This window comes from Bacteroides sp. BFG-606, from assembly GCF_024788145.1.
Taxonomy (GTDB): Bacteria; Bacteroidota; Bacteroidia; order Bacteroidales; family Bacteroidaceae; genus Bacteroides; species Bacteroides vicugnae.
In genome coordinates this window covers 4,152,805-4,170,567 of sequence record NZ_JANUIL010000001.1, presented here as the reverse complement: position 1 = coordinate 4,170,567, position 17,763 = coordinate 4,152,805, and the positions used below count along the sequence as shown (strand labels likewise).

Here is a 17,763-nt window from a genome sequence, read left to right as displayed (position 1 = left end):
TAAAAATGATAGTCACACTTTTCTCTGCAACTCTTTCACCATATGAAAAGGTGCGTCCTGATAAAGCCCTGACTTATCTAATGCACTACTTATATGCTTATATCCGCATTTTTCATACATAGCAACAGCATTTCCAAACTCGTGATATGAAACAATATACATATGTGTATATCCTGCCTTTATTGCTCGTTGTTCTATTAGTTGCAGTAGACGTTTTCCAATTCCTTTTCCCCTAAGTTCCGGTTTAAAATGGAATTTTGACAATTCAGCATACTCTTGGGGCAGGCCTTTAGTTGGATAAAAGCCGGCACCACCCAATATTACACCGTCACATTCAACCACCCAATATTCTGCATTTTTTATATTAAAAGTCTGAAACATCATATCTGTATGTGGATCATCATAAAATGTACCGACTTTAGGAGCGTCATGTTCTTCAACTGAAGCACGAAGTACACAAGCAATTGAAGTATTATCTTCTTCCTCTATTGGACGTATAACAATGGGCGCAACCTTCTTAACTGCAAGATTTGTTTCCTTTTCGTTCATTGTATTATAAATGAAGTCCATACTATTTATTATCTTTTGCAGTTGGTTATCATTCAGGTGTGCAAAAATTTCCTCCACAGATTGATTAGCGGCAGCATTTAAGCGATGATAAATTTCACATCCTTTTTGTGTGAGATTTATCAGCCCCATGCGACTATCTCTTTCTGTTCCTTTTCGACATATATACCCTTTTTGTTCCAGTTGTTTTAATAAACGGGAGAGCAAACCTTTATCCATGTTTAACTCACTGGATATATCTTTGGAACTTCTATCAGGGTGCAAATAAACATCCTGAATAATGCGAACCTCGGGAAGTCCAAATTCACTTTCTAAATAATACTTATTAAGTACGCCTAACAACTTTGTATAGAACCTATTAAAGGCTCTTATACTATTCAAATGTTCCTGTTTCATGGCGCAAAGATACGCCCTTTAGTTGACTTTGTCAACTAAAGGAAGAAATATATTATTTATCACAAACTTTCATGGCAACAGTCATGAACAAAGGGGATCTTTCTTTTTTATATTTTCCCAATATACTTATTCAACAGGCATAGAATGGCACGGTAATTCGATTACAAAAGTAGTACCTGTTCCCAGTTGGGAATCTACTATTATCCGTCCGTTCATCTTTTCGACAATCAACTTACAGATGGATAAGCCCAAACCTGCCCCTTGAGCAAAAGAGTCCAACTTCTCAAACCTTTCGAATATCTTTTCAAGCATATTCTGCGGAATACCCCGGCCGGTATCTTTAACACCGATTCGGACAAACTGCCGGTCTACCTCATAGAAGACTTCCACATATCCGGTGGTGGTGTTCTTTAAGGCATTCGAGAGGAAGTTTTTCAATATCAGCTTAATGCGCGGCCTATCCAGTTCCACCAAAGAATCATGCTCCGGATAGTGGGTCAGGAGTTCAACACCGGAGGGTACTTGATGAATGTGCTCCGCTACACTCTCGTCAAGAAGTTCGGTAAGATTGACCCAATCCGGATGCAGTTCCAGATAACCGGACTCTATCTTAGAAAGATCAATCACATTATTAATCAGATCAAGCAGAAGTTTGTTGTTATGACTGATCTGGGAATTATAGAATTCTTTTTCCGCCGCATTTTCCGTACTGCCCAACAAACTTGAGAATCCAACAATGGCATTTAAAGGAGTACGGATCTCGTGGCTCATATTAGCCAGGAAAGCAGACTTTAAACGATCGGATGCCTCGGCTTTATCACGTGCTTTGACAAGCATTTCTTCTGTTTTTTTTAGCTCTGTAATATCATAATTAATGCTGATAATTTCGATCATCCGATCTTGCGGAGCGTATCTCTTTACTAACAGATTGACATACGTCCATGTGCATGTGCCGTCCTCCCTAAGGATACGCATCTCTTTACCTAGTTTGACAGCAAGTCCCTTTCGTGCATCGTCCAGAAACTGAATCAGCAGGGCACGGTCGTCGGGATGAAAATGCCGGTATGTACCAAGAATCTCGGATAACGGAGTTCCATCCGATTCACCCACATTTCTGTACCAGTTTTTTTGGGCATAGCCGTGTCCATTCAAAACATTAAAGTGAGCATAACCGACCTTGGCATAATCGCCAACCAGTTCGAAAAACTCCTCAAACTCCTGTATTTTATTATAGGCTATGGTTGTTTCTGTCTTATCTGCATTAATCAACAAATAATTGATCGGTTGGCATTTGCTATCATATAATGTAGTCACTTTAGTCACCAAATCAATCGTGCCTTCCTTTCGGGAGCTCTGATAATAGGTTCCGACTTTCGAGAAGTCATAACGAAAAGTAAAGTCGGCATCCTCATACATCTTCAACCGTTCTTTCATCTCCTTCGGGAAAATTGGGTTCTCGAAAATATTGATACCCAAGATGTCTTCTTTCTTCTCCACATGAAACATCTCCAATTCCCTATCGTTCAAATCCACCAACGTCCCATCCATATCATACAACTCGATACCAATGGGTAAATGCTTGAAAATGTTATATAAGAGACGTTCACTGTATTGCAAGGCCTGATAAGCAGATGCCATATCAGGACCATCCTGCACTTCGGCTATTCCATAAACAATTTCATTTCCGTCTTCGTCTGTTTCTCGAAAGCAAATCTTACTGCGTATCCAAACGGCTCCTTTTACTGTATCGAGCAAATATACCGTTTCCGGTCTTTGATGCATACCAAAAGAATGAACAGTTGTAGGAGGTTGCTCTTCTTTCAGAATACGTTTATTGAAATCTTCAAAACTGATCATTCCGGTCTGATCCAGACCTAACAACTCCAATATAAGTTCAGAACATTCATAACTTGCAGTTGATAAATTGGCTTTCCACCACCCCATGTTAGCGTTAGCCATCAACTGCGAGAAAAAAGTAAAATCTTGTAGTCTATTCATAACGCTATTTATCATTTTAATATTTTTCGGGCGCAAAAATAGATATTACCGCCAAACCAGACTTTCAAAAAGATACTTTTTTAGCATATTATAAGAAGATTATTCGTCATTAAACTAAAAAACAAACGGTTGGAACAATCTCTTTGAGAGAAAGTTCCAACCGTTTGTTTGGGGTAGTTCTCGCGTTTCTGTTTTACTTTTTCAAGGACTGATAAACGGCTTTTGCCATCACTTTAGCGCCTTCTTCATTCGGATGAATCTTATCAGGGAACAAATCAGGCATTCCGTCCATTGCCACATGAAGATCGATAACAGGCAGGCCATTTTTCTTAGCAACCTTCCTTATCATCGGAATAATTTCTTTAGAGATAATATCATCGTTAATATTATCTCCGGTCTGATAGGCTTTGGAAGGATAGCAAAGATAAATCTTCGGTTGAGCAGGCAATGCTTTGAAAGCATCTACCATCGTCTGCAAATCTTTCGTGAAGTCTGCCTTATACTTCCAATTGAATGATTTACTGTCATTTGTACCCAATTTGATAACAACGATATTGGGATTGAAGGCCAGTGCATCCTGATAAGCCTTCTCATTCATATAAGGATGATCGCCCTTGTTCAACAGAGTGCGTGCACTTACTCCGAAATTCTTTACCCAATAAGCCTCCCCCAACATACGACTTAACACAGCCGGATAACTGTCACGATTGCGATTCTTGATACGTGCCCCATACGTAATGCTATTGCCGATGCAAGCTACACGGATAGCATCTTTATGAGGCACTTTGAAACTACGGAGCCAGGATGTCAGTTCATTCAGCATTTCATTCTTGTAAAGAAAACCTTCACGAATCCCCCATCCATGCCCGCCGGAAGGATAGATATGAAGTACTGAAGGAACATTGTTCTTGTTCAGAGCCAGATAATAATTAACTCCATTAGCAGGTGGAACGACCTTATCGTCATCACTATATACGATAAAAGCACGCGGCGTATCTTTCGTCACTTGCTTTTCATTGGAATATTCTGTTTCCAGTTCGGCAGAAGCATCTTTACCCAATAGATTATCATGAGATCCCATGTGGGTATATGACTTATCCATCGTAATCACAGGATAGAAAAGAATCTGGAAATTCGGACGAAGTTCCGGTTTAGCATGAGTGGCAATGGTGGATGCCAGATGTCCGCCGGCAGAAGAGCCCATAATACCGATGTCATTCGGATTCAGATTCCATACATCAGCACTGTCACGCACAGTTTTCATAGCAGCTTCGGCATCCGAGATTGGCAGTGTGCGGTCGCCTTTCGGCATCCGGTATTTCAAAACAATCAACGCAATTCCTTGTTTGTTGAAATAGGGTGCCCAATCATACCCCTCGTGGTTGACTGCCAAACCGCTATATCCGCCACCCGGACAAGCGACCACGGCACGCCCCGTTGCCAGTTCCGGTGCAGGAAGGAATACGCGAAGTGAGGGCTGTTCGATATCAAAAGGTTTCGGAGCATTCTGTGCTACCACTTGTGAACCTGCCAGTAAGATAAATAACAGGAGAAAAATAGTAGAAAATTTCTGTTTCATAGTATCTATATACTTTGTTTAATGAATAATTAGACGTGCGAAGATAGTAATTTTACGTATCTTTGCACCTCATTTTGAATAGAAAAATTATATGCAAGGAATAAAGAATCTGACAAAAGGCCCCATCAACCGTCAACTGTTTAATCTGGCAATGCCAATCATGGCAACGTCGTTTATTCAAATGGCATATAGTCTCACAGACATGGCATGGGTAGGACGGTTGGGAAGTGAAGCCGTAGCCGCCATCGGTTCCGTCGGAATCCTGACGTGGATGTCCGGTTCTATTTCCTTATTAAATAAGGTGGGATCTGAAGTGAGTGTCGGACAATCCATCGGTGCACAAAGCCAGGAAGATGCCCGCCACTTCGCGTCCCATAATATCACGATTGCTTTAATTATTTCCATTTGCTGGGGCGGGCTCCTTTTTATATTTGCAGAACCTATCATACGTATTTACGAACTTGAAGAACATATCACGGCCAATGCCATTCAATATCTGCGGATTGTTTCTACCGGATTACCTTTCGTTTTCCTTTCCGCTGCCTTCACCGGAATTTATAATGCAGCAGGACGTAGCAAAATCCCGTTCTTTATCAGTGGCACAGGATTGATTTTGAATATCATTCTGGACCCACTCTTTATATTCGGTTTCGGACTGGGAACAAACGGTGCGGCATATGCCACTTGGATTGCGGAAGCAAGCGTTTTCCTGATTTTCATCTATCAGTTGCGTTGCAGGGATGCCCTGCTGGGCGGTTTCCCTTTCTTCACCCGGCTAAAGAAAAAGTACACGCGGAGAATCCTTAAACTGGGATTACCCGTAGCCACCTTAAATACACTGTTTGCCTTCGTCAACATGTTCCTCTGCCGCACTGCCTCTGAACAGGGAGGACACATCGGCTTAATGACGTTCACCACCGGGGGACAAATCGAAGCAATCACCTGGAACACCTCACAGGGATTCTCCACCGCACTAAGTGCCTTCATCGCCCAAAACTATGCTGCCGGACGAATCGAACGGGTACTTAAATCCTGGTACACCACCCTATGGATGACGGGAATCTTCGGTACACTCTGTACTTTGCTATTCGTTTTCTTCGGAAACGAAGTTTTTGCCATATTCGTGCCCGAACAGGCAGCCTACGAAGCCGGAGGTGTATTCCTTCGGATCGACGGATATTCCCAACTCTTCATGATGCTCGAAATCACCATGCAGGGAGTTTTCTACGGCATCGGACGCACCATACCTCCCGCCATTATCAGCATCAGTTGCAACTATATGCGTATTCCGCTTGCTATCCTGTTTGTGCGGATGGGCATGGGAGTGGAAGGAATATGGTGGGCAGTCTGCGTCACCACCGTTGCCAAAGGTTTAATTCTTTTGAGTTGGTTCATTATTATTAAAAAGAAGAGCTTAAGTATTCCTTCAACGATAAAAGGATAATGATCATTTTCCTTTATTAACAAACAAAGGGATTCATCCGAGTTATTTTAACTTAAAAAGTACACGCTTGCCAAATAATATGTATCTTTGCATTGTTATTTATAATACGAAGCGATTCGTATAAAAACATTATTTATAAACCAATTTAAAAAAACATCAACATTATGAACAAGATGAAATTTATGGTTCTCTTCATGAGTATTGCCATGATTTTTGGTAGCTGTGGAAGTATGAACAACACTGGTAAAGGTGCTGCTATCGGTGGTGGTTCGGGTGCTGCACTGGGTGCAATCCTGGGAGGTGTTATCGGTAAAGGTAAAGGCGCCGCTATTGGTGCTGCTATCGGTACGGCAGTAGGTGCAGGTACGGGTGCTCTTATCGGTAAGAAGATGGACAAAGCAGCAGCAGAAGCAAAACAAATTGAAGGCGCACAAGTAGAACAGATAACAGACAACAACGGATTGCAAGCCGTGAAAGTAACATTCGATTCGGGTATTCTTTTCACTACCGGTAATGCAACTCTAAGTGCTGCTGCTAAATCTGCTTTAAGCAAGTTTGCCAACAATGTGCTCAATCAGAACCGGGATATGGACGTGTCTATCTACGGATACACCGACAACCAGGGCTGGAAAAACAGCACTGCCGCACAAAGCCAGCAGAAAAATCTGAACTTGTCACAAGAACGTGCACAGAGCGTGTCCAGTTATTTGTTGAGCTGTGGTGTTTCCACCAATCAAATCAAAGGTGTACAGGGAATGGGTGAAAGCGATCCCGTTGCAAGCAATGACACTGCTGCCGGTCGTGAACAAAACCGTCGTGTAGAAGTATACATGTACGCAAGTGAACAGATGATTAAAGATGCACAGGCAGCTGCTAATTAAAAAAATTCTGCGCTATACGCGCAACCTGCTGATTTTCTTCTTTGCATCCACCCTGTTGGCAGTGATTGTGTATCGGTTTATGCCGGTTTATGTCACTCCGTTGATGGTTATCCGAAGCGTTCAGCAGATTTTTTCAGGAGATAAACCCACGTGGAAGCACACGTGGGTTTCTTTTGATAAGATATCTCCCAACCTGCCGATGGCGGTCATAGCCTCCGAAGACAACCGTTTTGCCGAACACAACGGATTCGATCTTGTAGAAATCAAGAAGGCGATGAAAGAGAACGAAACACGCAAACGGAAACGCGGAGCAAGCACCATCAGTCAGCAGACAGCTAAGAATGTGTTCTTATGGCCGCAATCTTCATGGGTACGCAAGGGACTCGAAGTCTACTTTACGTTTCTCATCGAACTGTTCTGGTCGAAAGAACGGATCATGGAAGTCTATCTCAACTCTATAGAAATGGGAAATGGCATCTATGGCGCACAAGCTACCGCAAAGATCAAATTCGGAACAACAGCCGCCCAGCTGACCCGGGGACAATGCGCACTTATCGCCGCTACCCTGCCCAATCCGATACGGTTTAACTCGGCGAAACCTTCGTCATACATATTAAAACGACAAAAGCAGATATTACGGCTAATGAATCTGGTTCCAAAATTTCCACCTGAAGAAAAAGCCGTTGAAAAGAAAAAAGGCAAAAACAAGAAAAGCAAGTGACAATTGAATCATAAATAAAAAGAAAGGAGCAACGAGGATCTATCCCCTTGCTCCTTTTGCTTATAAGCTTGTTTGTATGCGTTATCCTCATTTATACAAAATCTTTCAACTCTTGTTGTAAACGTTGACGGGTGAAGAATATACGGCTCTTCACTGTACCTAATGGTAATCCTAATTTCTCTGCAATCTCACGGTATTTGAAACCTGATACATGCATGGAGAAAGGAATCTTATACTCCCGGGGGAGTGCGTTGACGATGCGATGCATCTCTTTCAGGTCATAAGCACCTTCGGTACTTTCAAATCCTGAATCTTGTGGCAGATTTAAGTGATAATAATTATCAGTGGTATCAACAAAGGTCTGATCGCGTACTATTTTGCGGTAGTTATTAATAAAGATGTTACGCATGATTGTGTACATCCATCCTTTGAAATTTGTGTCCGGAACATATTTCTCTTCATTGTCTAATGCTTTTAAAGATGTTTCCTGCAATAAATCATTTGCTTCTTCACGGTTGGCCGTTAATTTATAAGCGAAACGAAGCAACTCCTCCTGTACTCCAATTAAATCTTTTCTGAAACTTAAACTTTTCATACTTTAATGGTTTTATGGTTAATATTTCGTTTTTCTCGACGTTTGCAAGTTTAAAGGTTTTTTGTGTATCCAACAGGGGATAATTCGTCATTTTTTAGGGGGGTTATTCTATCAAATGATAGATTTTAGGTGCTTTCTGATAGTTTTTAGGTGGTATTTAGTAAATATATCCTCTATCTCTTGGTTAAAAGAACCAAATAGATTACTTTTGATTTTATATTACTAAATAAAACAAAAGGCTATGACCATACTTATTATTGTAGGAATTATTGTATTGCTGGGCATTATTTTCGCCTCCATGTACAACTCATTAGTGAAATTGAGAAACAATCGTGAAAACGCATTTGCCGACATCGATGTGCAGTTGAAACAACGTCATGATCTCATTCCACAACTGGTAGACACTGTGAAAGGATATGCCGCACATGAGAAAGAAACGCTCGACCGGGTGATTCAGGCACGTAACGGTGCAGTCAGTGCAAAAACGATTGACGATAAGATAGCTGCCGAAAACCAATTAAGCTCCGCTCTTGCCGGATTGAAGATTACCCTCGAAGCTTACCCCGATCTGAAAGCTAATCAGAATTTCCTGCAATTACAGGAAGAAATTTCTGACGTAGAAAATAAACTGGCTGCTGTCCGCCGCTACTTCAACTCGGCCACTAAAGAATACAATAATGCCGTGCAGACATTTCCGTCGAATATAATAGCAGGAATGACCGGATTCCAAAGAGAAATAATGTTCGACTTGGGAAAAAACGAACGTGCGAATCTGGAGCAGGCACCTAAAATTAGTTTCTAAAACCTTTATTTACACCGTCCATCCAATTACAAAAGTCGAACACGCATGCAATACGTCGGAATCCAAACACAGCAGAGCCGGAATAATCTGCGCTCTGCGTTTCTGCTATTCCTGTTTCCTTGTCTCGTAGCGGCACTCCTCTATTTATCCTGTTACCTGTTGGTTCTTTTTGGATACGGAAAGAGTATGGAAATAGAAATAATGCCAATGGTCAATCATTTCTTCTTCTCTTCGTTGCCATATACCATGGGGATCGTATTAATTTGGTTTCTGATTGCCTATTGGGCTAACACAAGTATTATCAATTCCGCCACCGGTTCCAAGCCGTTGAACCGTCGGGAGAATAAACGAGTTTATAATCTGGTGGAAAACCTTTGTATGTCTCAAGGCATGAAAATGCCGAAAATCAATATCATCTATGACAGTTCCCTGAATGCATTTGCCAGCGGTATCAACGAACGCACATACACCGTTACCCTATCGGAAGGTATCATCCGGAAACTAAATGATGAAGAACTGGAAGCGGTAATTGCGCACGAGCTAAGTCACATCCGTAACCGTGACGTGCGCCTGCTGATTATTTCCATCGTCTTTGTCGGGATCTTTTCCATGCTGACAGAAATCACATTTTATGCCATCACGCACATACGCGTGCGTAGTAACAATAAAGGTAGCGGCGGCGTGTTTCTCTTTATTCTTATCGCTTTAGTGATAGCCGCCATCGGCTATCTCTTCGCAAGCCTGATGCGCTTTGCCATTTCACGCAAACGCGAATACATGGCAGATGCAGGTTCGGCAGAAATGACGAAAAACCCATTAGCACTGGCCAACGCTCTCCGCAAAATATCGGCAGACCCTGCCATCGAGGCAGTAAAAAGGAAAGACGTGGCACAATTATTTATTCAGAATCCCAAAAAGAATTCTAAAAGTATATTCAGCGGACTTAGCGGGTTGTTCGCCACTCATCCTCCTATCGAAAAGCGAATTGAAATACTGGAACAGTTCTAAATCGGGCTAAACTTATAAAAGACAGGGATTTCTGTTTAATTTTCATTAAAAGAAACAGAAGTATCCCTGTCTTTTTTAGTATATTTGGTTGTTATACATATATACATCAACCTAAATACAACTGATATGAGAACGAAGAAACAAATCTTTATGCTGTTATTAGCCTTATTAATGGGAATCCCTACCCTTTCGGCTCAAAGTAAGAAGGAAAAGAAGGAACAGAAAAAAGAAGCGGTAAAGAAACTGATTGAATCAGAAAACTACAAGATAGATGTCAACACTGCCATGCCGATGCGCGGACGCTCCATCCCTTTGACGTCTTCCTACTCACTGACAATCAGAAATGATTCGGTTATTTCTTATTTGCCTTATTATGGACGGGCTTATAGCATCCCGTATGGCGGAGGTGACGGACTGAATTTCAAAGCCATCCTTAAAGAATATAATATGGAAATGGACAAGAAAGGGAATGCCGTTATCAAATTCGTTGCACGTAATCCTGAAGACAGATATGAATTCAGAGCCAAAGTCTTCCCCAACGGTTCGGCAAGTATCGATGTCAATATGCAAAACCGTCAGTCCATTAGTTTTCAGGGAGAACTGGATATAAAGGAGGAAAAGTAATGCCGTCCTTATTCTTCCGGCTCTTCACTACCTTTTAATATAGGCAGGCAGATATGATATTTGACAGCTAAGATGCGGGTCAGGAATACCGCCAGTCCGCCAATCAACTGACAGGCGTATGATTCCAGACCTGTGGCGTCGCAAATCCAGTATGCAATACCACCTACGACGCAGGCCATTGCATAAATTTCTTTTCGGAAAATGAGAGGTATTTCATTGATAAAAACGTCACGAATCACTCCACCTGCTGCTCCCGTAATGCTACCCATGATAATCGCCACCCAGAAAGGATAGCCTAAAGCAATGCTCTTGCCTACACCTACCACGGTAAACAATGCCAAGCCGATAGTATCGAAAATAAAGAAAGTATTATTGAGCCGTATGAGCGAACGTCCGAAACAGATCACCCACAGCAAAGCCAGTCCCGTACAAATCAGATATATAGGATCAGTCATCCATCCCGGTGTCACATCGAGCAGGACATCACGGATGGTACCGCCACCGATAGCTGTAGCAAGTCCTACCACATAAGCACCGAACCAGTCGAAACGTTTCGCCGAAGCCAGCCGGATGCCACTAATAGCAAAGGCAAATGTGCCTATAAAATCAAGAATTTGAACGAATGTGGGCATATATTTGTTATTTTGTATGCAAAGTAACAAATAAATTCCGTAAGAAAATGTACTTTTGCTTCACGAATTAAACCGAATAAGATAGAAACAATATGAAAATAACAATTGTTGCGGGGGCACGCCCCAATTTTATGAAGATAGCTCCCATTACACGCGCTATTGAGGCCGCACGGGCGCTGGGTAAAAGTATCTCTTACCGACTGGTATATACAGGAAGGAAAGACGATACAAGTCTGGATGCTTCTCTCTTTTCGGACCTTGATATGAAAGCTCCCGATGTTTATCTGGGAGTGGAAAGCAGTAATCCAACGAGTTTGACAGCCGGAATCATGATAGCCTTCGAACAGGAACTGACGGAGAATCCGGCACACGTAGTTCTCGTGGTAGACGATCTGACTGCCACCATGAGCTGTGCCATCGTTGCCAAGAAACAAGGAATCAAGGTAGCGCATCTCGTAGCCGGAACCCGTTCTTTCGACATGAAGATGCCGAAAGAGGTCAACCGCATGATTACAGATGGAATATCCGACTATCTGTTCACTGCCGGCATGGTTGCCAACCGCAACCTGAACCAGACAGGAACGGAAAGTGAAAATGTATATTATGTAGGCAACATTCTCATAGATACCGTTCGTTACAACCGGAACCGTTTGCTCAAACCGATATGGTTTTCCGTATTGGGACTGCAAGAGGGAAATTATCTCCTGCTCACCCTCAACCGTCGCGTATTGCTGAACAACAAAGGAAACCTGCGTCAGTTACTGAAAACAATCATTGAAAAATCTGCCGGTATGCCTATCGTAGCACCGCTGCACACATACGTACGAAATGCCATCAAAGAATTAGGCATCGAAGCTCCGAACCTCCACATAATGCCGCCACAGAATTACCTGTTCTTCGGTTATCTGATAAACAAGGCAAAAGGAATCATTACGGATTCGGGCAACGTGGCCGAAGAAGCAACATTTATGGGTATTCCATGTATCACGCTCAACACGTATGCCGAACATCCCGAAACATGGCGCATGGGAACCAACGAACTTGTCGGGGAAGATCCTGCCCTGCTTGCCAAAGCAATGGACACCCTGATGCAAGGTGAATGGAAAAGAGGCGAACTTCCCGAGCGTTGGGACGGGCGTACAGCAGAACGTATCGTGCAGATATTGACTGATAAAAAATAGTACTGCTACAGGGATACATTTCATCTTCCGGCACGTTACTTTCCATTTCATGCCGGAAGACTTTATTTACCCCGTAAGGGAACTGTTGTTTCCCCGTAGAGAAACAAGAGTTTCCCCATAGGGGGAACAAAGGTTTCCCATAGAGAAACAATCACTATCTACGCGGGAAACTAATTTATCGAAAGGTGAATTGCCCCATTCCCTTTCATTGACGGACAACCAAAGCTTGTAAACAACAAAAAACGATGGGTAAAAAAAGTTATATATTCTGTTATCCTTAGAGTTATTTGTTAACTTTGCGCCCTACTACGTACGTTATGAAACAACAATATAGCAAAATACTTATACTGTTCTTACTCGTATTGGCAGCTTCAAATGCTTTTGCGCAGCAAATAAAAGGGGTAGTCACTGATTCTGTTACCCACGAGCCATTGATGTATATCTCTGTTTACTATCAGGAAAAGAGAGATATGGGTACCATCACCAATATTGACGGAGAATACAGTCTTGAAGCCCGCAGAAACGGAGGAACTCTTGTGTTCTCCGCTGTAGGTTATATCAGTAAAACAGTTAAAGTCGGTTCCAACAATCAGACGGTAAACGTTAAGCTGGCTCCGGATAATGTGCTCCTGAACGAGGTTGTAGTGAAACCTCAAAAGGAAAAATACTCCCGTAAAAACAACCCGGCAGTCGAATTCATGAAGAAAGTAATCGAACACAAAAAGGCACAAGTCCTTGAAGTGAATGAATACTATCAGTACGACAAGTACGAGAAAATGAAGATGTCTATCAACGACCTCACGCCGGAAAAACTGGAAAAAGGAATCTACAAGAAATATTCATTCCTAAAAGATCAGGTGGAAGTTTCGGAAACAACCAATAAATTGATTCTCCCGATTTCCGTACAGGAGACGGCTTCGCAAACCATCTATCGCAAAAATCCCGAAAACAAAAAAACGATCATCAAAGGCAAGAACTCCAATGGTATAGAAGAATTCTTCTCCACAGGAGATATGCTCGGCACTGTACTGAAAGACGTATTTGCTGACATCAATATCTACGACGATGATATCCGGTTGCTCCAACAGCGCTTCGTGAGCCCTATCGGTAACAATGCCATCTCATTTTATAAATATTATCTGATGGACACATTGATGGTAAACAGGCGCGAATGTGTCCACCTCACGTTTGTTCCGCAAAACTCGCAGGACTTCGGATTCACCGGACATCTTTACGTATTGAACGACTCTACTTATGCCGTTCAGAAGTGTACGATGAACCTGCCTAAAAAGACAGGGGTAAACTTCGTCAACCGCATGGACATCGTGCAACAGTACGAGCAACTTCCTAACGGCAACTGGGTATTGGCGGATGATGACATGACCGTAGACCTATCCTGGAATTCCAACAAAACGGCAGGCGGATTGCAGGTGGAACGAACTACAAAATATAGTAATTATAAATTCGATCCTATCGAACAACGACTGTTCCGGTTGAAAGGCAGCGTGATAAAAGAAGCGGATATGCTTTCGAAAAGCGATGAATATTGGGCAAGTGTCCGTCAAGTACCGCTGACGAAGAAAGAAAGCTCGATGGATGTATTCGTCAACCGCCTCGAACAGATACCGGGATTCAAGTACATCATCTTCGGAGCGAAAGCACTGATTGAAAACTTTGTGGAAACAGGAAGCAAAGGCCATCCGAGCAAAGTGGATATCGGCCCTATCAACACCATGATTTCGAGCAACTACATTGATGGTACCCGTTTCCGGTTGAGCGGCATGACAACGGCTCATTTCCATAAACACTGGTTCTTGAACGGATACGGAGCTTACGGTCTGAAAGACGAACGCTGGAAATATAGCGGTACGGTGACTTATTCGTTTAATAAACGCGATTATGTTGTCTGGGAATTCCCGAAACATTATCTTTCGGCTACGTACAGTTATGACGTAATGTCTCCGATGGATAAATTCCTGTTCACGGATAAAGACAATATCTTCCTGTCGGTAAAAACAACAACAGTAGACCAAATGTCGTATATGCGCGACGCTACCATTAATTATGAACTTGAAACGCTGACAGGATTCGGAGTGAAAGCCATGCTGCGCCATCGTAACGACGAACCTACCGGCAAACTGGAATATCTGCGCAATGATGCCGCACAAACCCGTGTACATGATGTCACGACTTCGGAAGCAAGTCTGACGCTGCGTTATGCTCCGGGCGAATCATTTGTCAACTCCAAACAACGCCGCGTGCCCGTATCGCTGGATGCTCCTATCTTTACATTGACTCACGCCATGGGTTTCAAAGGAGTACTAGGCGGAGATTACAGTTTTAACCGTACGGAAGCAAGTGTGTGGAAACGTTTCTGGCTTCCCTCTTCCTGGGGAAAGATTGACTGTAGCTTAAAAGCAGGTGCTGAATGGAACACGGTTCCTTTCCCATTGTTGATCTTGCCGGAAGCTAACTTGTCCTACATCACCCAGCGCGAAACGTTCAACTTGATTAATAACATGGAATTCCTGAACGACCGTTACGCTTCCATGTCATTATCTTATGATATGAATGGAAAACTATTCAACCGTATTCCCCTTATCAAGAACTTGAAATGGAGGGAAATGTTCCGCGTACGTGCCTTGTGGGGAACATTGACGGATAAGAATAATCCATTTAAGAGCAACAATCCCGATTTGTTCCGTTTCCCGACACGCGACGGTAAGTTCACCAGTTTCGTAATGGACCCGAAAGTGCCGTATATCGAAGGAAGTGTAGGTATCTACAACATTTTCAAGTTGCTGCACATTGAATATGTACATCGTTTCACTTACCGTGATAATCCGGGTATCAACAAAAACGGTATTCGTTTCATGGTATTAATGGTATTCTAAAAAATTATGCAACCTTTAGCAGAACGGTTACGGCCAAAAACTTTGGATGAATATATCGGTCAGAAACATTTAGTTGGACCGGGAGCCATCTTGCGGAAGATGATTGACGCAGGGCGCATCTCTTCTTTTATTCTCTGGGGACCTCCCGGAGTAGGTAAAACGACTCTTGCACAGATCATTGCCAACAAACTGGAGACGCCTTTCTATACTTTGAGTGCTGTAACTTCCGGTGTGAAGGATGTGCGCGAAGTGATAGACCGTGCCAAGAGCAACCGTTTCTTTTCGCAGTCCAGTCCGATTCTGTTTATCGATGAAATCCATCGGTTCAGCAAGTCACAGCAGGATTCACTGTTGGGAGCTGTAGAGAACGGAACAGTCACGCTGATTGGTGCAACAACGGAAAACCCGTCGTTCGAGGTCATCCGCCCTCTCCTGTCCCGTTGCCAGCTTTATGTACTCAAATCTTTGGAAAAAGAAGATTTGCTGGAACTTCTGCAACGTGCCATCACTACGGATACCGTGCTGAAGGAACGAAAAATTGAATTGAAAGAAACAACAGCCATGCTGCGCTTCTCCGGTGGAGATGCCCGCAAACTGCTTAATATATTGGAACTTGTTGTACAATCGGAGACGGAGGAAATAGTTGTCATCACCGATGAAATGGTGACCGAACGCTTGCAACAGAATCCATTGGCTTATGACAAAGATGGAGAGATGCATTATGACATTATCTCGGCTTTCATCAAGTCTATCCGCGGCAGCGATCCTGACGGAGCGATCTACTGGCTTGCCCGTATGGTAGAAGGAGGCGAAGATCCTGCTTTCATTGCCCGCCGGCTTGTGATCTCTGCTTCCGAGGACATTGGTTTGGCAAACCCGAATGCATTGCTTCTCGCTAATGCGTGCTTTGATACATTGATGAAAATCGGTTGGCCCGAAGGACGGATTCCTTTGGCTGAAACAACGATTTATCTGGCTACCAGCCCTAAAAGCAACTCGGCATACAGTGCAATTAACGATGCATTAGAGTTAGTCCGGTCAACTGGTAATCTGCCTGTCCCCTTGCATCTGCGCAATGCTCCGACCAAACTGATGAAACAGTTGGGATACGGACAGGAATATAAATATGCACACAGCTATGAAGGTAACTTTGTCAAACAGCAATTTCTTCCGGACGAATTGAAAGACAAACGGATATGGCAACCGCAAAACAATCCGGCAGAGCAGAAACATGCCGAGCGAATGATACAGTTGTGGGGAGACAAATTTAAAAAATAAGTGTTCGTAAAATAAGTCACTCCCTTCTGTAAGAAAAGCTAAAAGCAAAATAAAGCAGTAGGAAACATTATAACATATTAATAATATTGAAATTGAAATGAAGATTGTAGTTTTAGACGGCTATGCCGCCAATCCCGGAGATTTATCCTGGGAGGGTATGAAGGTGCTTGGAGAATGTACAATTTATGACCGTACAGCTCCGGAAGAGGTATTAGAACGTGCAGCCGGTGCAGAAGCAATTCTGACTAACAAGGTAATCATCAATGCAGACCACATGGCTGCACTGCCCGAACTGAAATATATCGGTGTGTTGGCTACCGGATACAATGTGGTAGACACAGCTGCTGCAAAAGAACGGGGAATCGTCGTTACTAATATTCCTTCATACAGCACCGCTTCCGTTGCTCAAATGGTATTTGCGCATATCCTGAACATCACTCAACAAGTGCAACACCACTCTGAAGAAGTGCATAAAGGTCGTTGGACCAACAACAAGGATTTCTGTTTTTGGGACACTCCGTTGATGGAACTGCGGGAAAAGAAAATCGGTCTGGTAGGACTGGGAAATACCGGATATACCACAGCGCGTGTTGCGATCGGTTTCGGTATGCAAGTGTATGCATTGACTTCTAAATCGCACTTCCAGTTACCACCGGAAATCAAGAAGATGGATTTAGATCAGTTGTTCAGCGAATGTGATATTATCAGTTTGCACTGCCCGCTTACTCCGGAGACACGCGAAATGGTAAATGCACGCCGTCTCGCCATGATGAAGCCGACAGCTATCTTAATCAACACCGGTCGCGGCCCGCTTATCAACGAACAAGACCTTGCAGACGCTTTGAACAGTGGCAAAATTTATGCAGCCGGAGTAGACGTGCTTTCTACTGAACCGCCTTGTGCCGACAATCCATTACTAACTGCAAAGAACTGCTACATCACTCCGCACATTGCCTGGGCAACCATCGAGGCTCGTGAACGTCTGATGAATATTGCAATCAGTAACCTTCAGGCTTATATCGCCGGAAAGCCGGAGAATATAGTCAACAAATAAAAAGCGATCTATTTGAAAAGATAGAAAAGGCTTATACATAAAAAAACTCCCCTCATTTAACTTCTCTACCATGACATAGAGAATTAAATAAGGGGAGTTTATTTGCTCC

At 42.9% G+C, this 17,763-nt stretch carries 15 protein-coding genes; 10 read left to right on the top strand and 5 right to left on the bottom strand.

Annotation, left to right across the window (positions count from 1 at the left end; translation table 11 throughout):
• Positions 1–12 precede the first annotated feature (12 nt).
• The 3 genes from NXV01_RS15585 to NXV01_RS15575 form a co-directional block, all read right to left on the bottom strand.
• On the bottom strand, positions 13–963 hold the full coding sequence (locus NXV01_RS15585; protein WP_217722283.1) for a helix-turn-helix domain-containing GNAT family N-acetyltransferase: 951 nt from the start codon (positions 961–963) through the stop codon (positions 13–15).
• Between the two features lie 126 nt (positions 964–1,089).
• A complete protein-coding gene (locus NXV01_RS15580; protein WP_259022837.1) occupies positions 1,090–2,961 on the bottom strand; it encodes a PAS domain-containing sensor histidine kinase in 1,872 nt (623 codons plus the stop codon).
• A gap of 193 nt (positions 2,962–3,154) precedes the next feature.
• Entirely contained in the window at positions 3,155–4,540 is a 1,386-nt protein-coding gene (locus tag NXV01_RS15575; RefSeq protein ID WP_259022836.1) for a GDSL-type esterase/lipase family protein, read from the bottom strand.
• 91 nt (positions 4,541–4,631) lie between these two features.
• Between NXV01_RS15575 and NXV01_RS15570 the strand changes: the two genes are divergently transcribed.
• The 3 genes from NXV01_RS15570 to mtgA all read left to right on the top strand — a co-directional run bounded on the left by NXV01_RS15570 (position 4,632) and on the right by mtgA (position 7,586).
• Positions 4,632–5,984 carry an MATE family efflux transporter gene (locus NXV01_RS15570; protein WP_195650419.1) on the top strand — a complete coding sequence of 451 codons (1,353 nt, stop codon included), beginning with the start codon at positions 4,632–4,634 and terminating at the stop codon, positions 5,982–5,984.
• A gap of 164 nt (positions 5,985–6,148) precedes the next feature.
• Positions 6,149–6,865 (top strand): OmpA family protein, encoded by a 717-nt coding sequence (locus NXV01_RS15565; protein ID WP_148367314.1) that lies wholly within the window; start codon positions 6,149–6,151, stop codon positions 6,863–6,865.
• Positions 6,843–7,586, top strand: coding sequence for a monofunctional biosynthetic peptidoglycan transglycosylase (gene mtgA / locus NXV01_RS15560; RefSeq protein ID WP_148367316.1), 744 nt, complete (start codon positions 6,843–6,845; stop codon positions 7,584–7,586). Before NXV01_RS15565 ends, mtgA begins: the two co-directional genes overlap by 23 nt.
• A 91-nt stretch (positions 7,587–7,677) precedes the next feature.
• Here mtgA and NXV01_RS15555 read toward each other — a convergent pair whose 3' ends face one another.
• The gene (locus tag NXV01_RS15555; protein WP_004300346.1) at positions 7,678–8,181 is read right to left on the bottom strand and encodes an RNA polymerase sigma factor; all 504 of its coding nucleotides are present in this window, start codon (positions 8,179–8,181) and stop codon (positions 7,678–7,680) included.
• Between the two features lie 241 nt (positions 8,182–8,422).
• On the opposite strand from NXV01_RS15555, the gene NXV01_RS15550 reads away from it, so the two are divergent.
• The 3 genes from NXV01_RS15550 (at position 8,423) to NXV01_RS15540 (ending at position 10,615) form a co-directional block, all read left to right on the top strand.
• Positions 8,423–8,983, top strand: coding sequence for a LemA family protein (locus NXV01_RS15550; RefSeq protein ID WP_074557147.1), 561 nt, complete (start codon positions 8,423–8,425; stop codon positions 8,981–8,983).
• Positions 8,984–9,028: 45 nt separating this feature from the next.
• Positions 9,029–9,991, top strand: coding sequence for a M48 family metallopeptidase (locus NXV01_RS15545; RefSeq protein ID WP_195650420.1), 963 nt, complete (start codon positions 9,029–9,031; stop codon positions 9,989–9,991).
• Positions 9,992–10,117: 126 nt separating this feature from the next.
• Positions 10,118–10,615, top strand: a complete 498-nt coding sequence (locus tag NXV01_RS15540) for a DUF4251 domain-containing protein (protein WP_074557144.1) — start codon at positions 10,118–10,120, stop codon at positions 10,613–10,615.
• An 8-nt stretch (positions 10,616–10,623) separates the two neighbouring features.
• On the opposite strand, the gene NXV01_RS15535 is transcribed toward NXV01_RS15540, so the two are convergent.
• Positions 10,624–11,247 (bottom strand): trimeric intracellular cation channel family protein, encoded by a 624-nt coding sequence (locus tag NXV01_RS15535; RefSeq protein WP_074557143.1) that lies wholly within the window; start codon positions 11,245–11,247, stop codon positions 10,624–10,626.
• A 92-nt stretch (positions 11,248–11,339) separates the two neighbouring features.
• On the opposite strand from NXV01_RS15535, the gene wecB reads away from it, so the two are divergent.
• The 4 genes from wecB (at position 11,340) to NXV01_RS15515 (ending at position 17,654) form a co-directional block, all read left to right on the top strand.
• Positions 11,340–12,428, top strand: coding sequence for a non-hydrolyzing UDP-N-acetylglucosamine 2-epimerase (gene wecB / locus NXV01_RS15530; protein WP_259022835.1), 1,089 nt, complete (start codon positions 11,340–11,342; stop codon positions 12,426–12,428).
• 317 nt (positions 12,429–12,745) lie between these two features.
• Positions 12,746–15,322: a DUF5686 and carboxypeptidase-like regulatory domain-containing protein gene (locus NXV01_RS15525; RefSeq protein ID WP_259022834.1), complete on the top strand. Its 2,577-nt coding sequence runs from the start codon at positions 12,746–12,748 to the stop codon at positions 15,320–15,322.
• 6 nt (positions 15,323–15,328) lie between these two features.
• A complete protein-coding gene (locus NXV01_RS15520; RefSeq protein WP_074557141.1) occupies positions 15,329–16,600 on the top strand; it encodes a replication-associated recombination protein A in 1,272 nt (423 codons plus the stop codon).
• 97 nt (positions 16,601–16,697) lie between these two features.
• Positions 16,698–17,654: a D-2-hydroxyacid dehydrogenase gene (locus NXV01_RS15515; protein WP_099145810.1), complete on the top strand. Its 957-nt coding sequence runs from the start codon at positions 16,698–16,700 to the stop codon at positions 17,652–17,654.
• The last annotated feature ends 109 nt before the right edge of the window (positions 17,655–17,763 follow it).

Bases quoted from the DNA above. Each gene is read 5' to 3' on its own strand.
- NXV01_RS15565 (WP_148367314.1), top strand. From the start codon at position 6,149: ATGAACAAGATGAAATTTATGGTTCTCTTCATGAGTATTGCCATGATT.
- NXV01_RS15535 (WP_074557143.1), bottom strand. From the start codon at position 11,247: ATGCCCACATTCGTTCAAATTCTTGATTTTATAGGCACATTTGCCTTT.
- NXV01_RS15515 (WP_099145810.1), top strand. From the start codon at position 16,698: ATGAAGATTGTAGTTTTAGACGGCTATGCCGCCAATCCCGGAGATTTA.
- NXV01_RS15555 (WP_004300346.1), bottom strand. From the start codon at position 8,181: ATGAAAAGTTTAAGTTTCAGAAAAGATTTAATTGGAGTACAGGAGGAG.
- NXV01_RS15575 (WP_259022836.1), bottom strand. From the start codon at position 4,540: ATGAAACAGAAATTTTCTACTATTTTTCTCCTGTTATTTATCTTACTG.
- NXV01_RS15545 (WP_195650420.1), top strand. From the start codon at position 9,029: ATGCAATACGTCGGAATCCAAACACAGCAGAGCCGGAATAATCTGCGC.
- NXV01_RS15550 (WP_074557147.1), top strand. From the start codon at position 8,423: ATGACCATACTTATTATTGTAGGAATTATTGTATTGCTGGGCATTATT.
- NXV01_RS15520 (WP_074557141.1), top strand. From the start codon at position 15,329: ATGCAACCTTTAGCAGAACGGTTACGGCCAAAAACTTTGGATGAATAT.
- wecB (WP_259022835.1), top strand. From the start codon at position 11,340: ATGAAAATAACAATTGTTGCGGGGGCACGCCCCAATTTTATGAAGATA.
- NXV01_RS15525 (WP_259022834.1), top strand. From the start codon at position 12,746: ATGAAACAACAATATAGCAAAATACTTATACTGTTCTTACTCGTATTG.
- NXV01_RS15570 (WP_195650419.1), top strand. From the start codon at position 4,632: ATGCAAGGAATAAAGAATCTGACAAAAGGCCCCATCAACCGTCAACTG.
- mtgA (WP_148367316.1), top strand. From the start codon at position 6,843: ATGCACAGGCAGCTGCTAATTAAAAAAATTCTGCGCTATACGCGCAAC.
- NXV01_RS15580 (WP_259022837.1), bottom strand. From the start codon at position 2,961: ATGAATAGACTACAAGATTTTACTTTTTTCTCGCAGTTGATGGCTAAC.
- NXV01_RS15585 (WP_217722283.1), bottom strand. From the start codon at position 963: ATGAAACAGGAACATTTGAATAGTATAAGAGCCTTTAATAGGTTCTAT.
- NXV01_RS15540 (WP_074557144.1), top strand. From the start codon at position 10,118: ATGAGAACGAAGAAACAAATCTTTATGCTGTTATTAGCCTTATTAATG.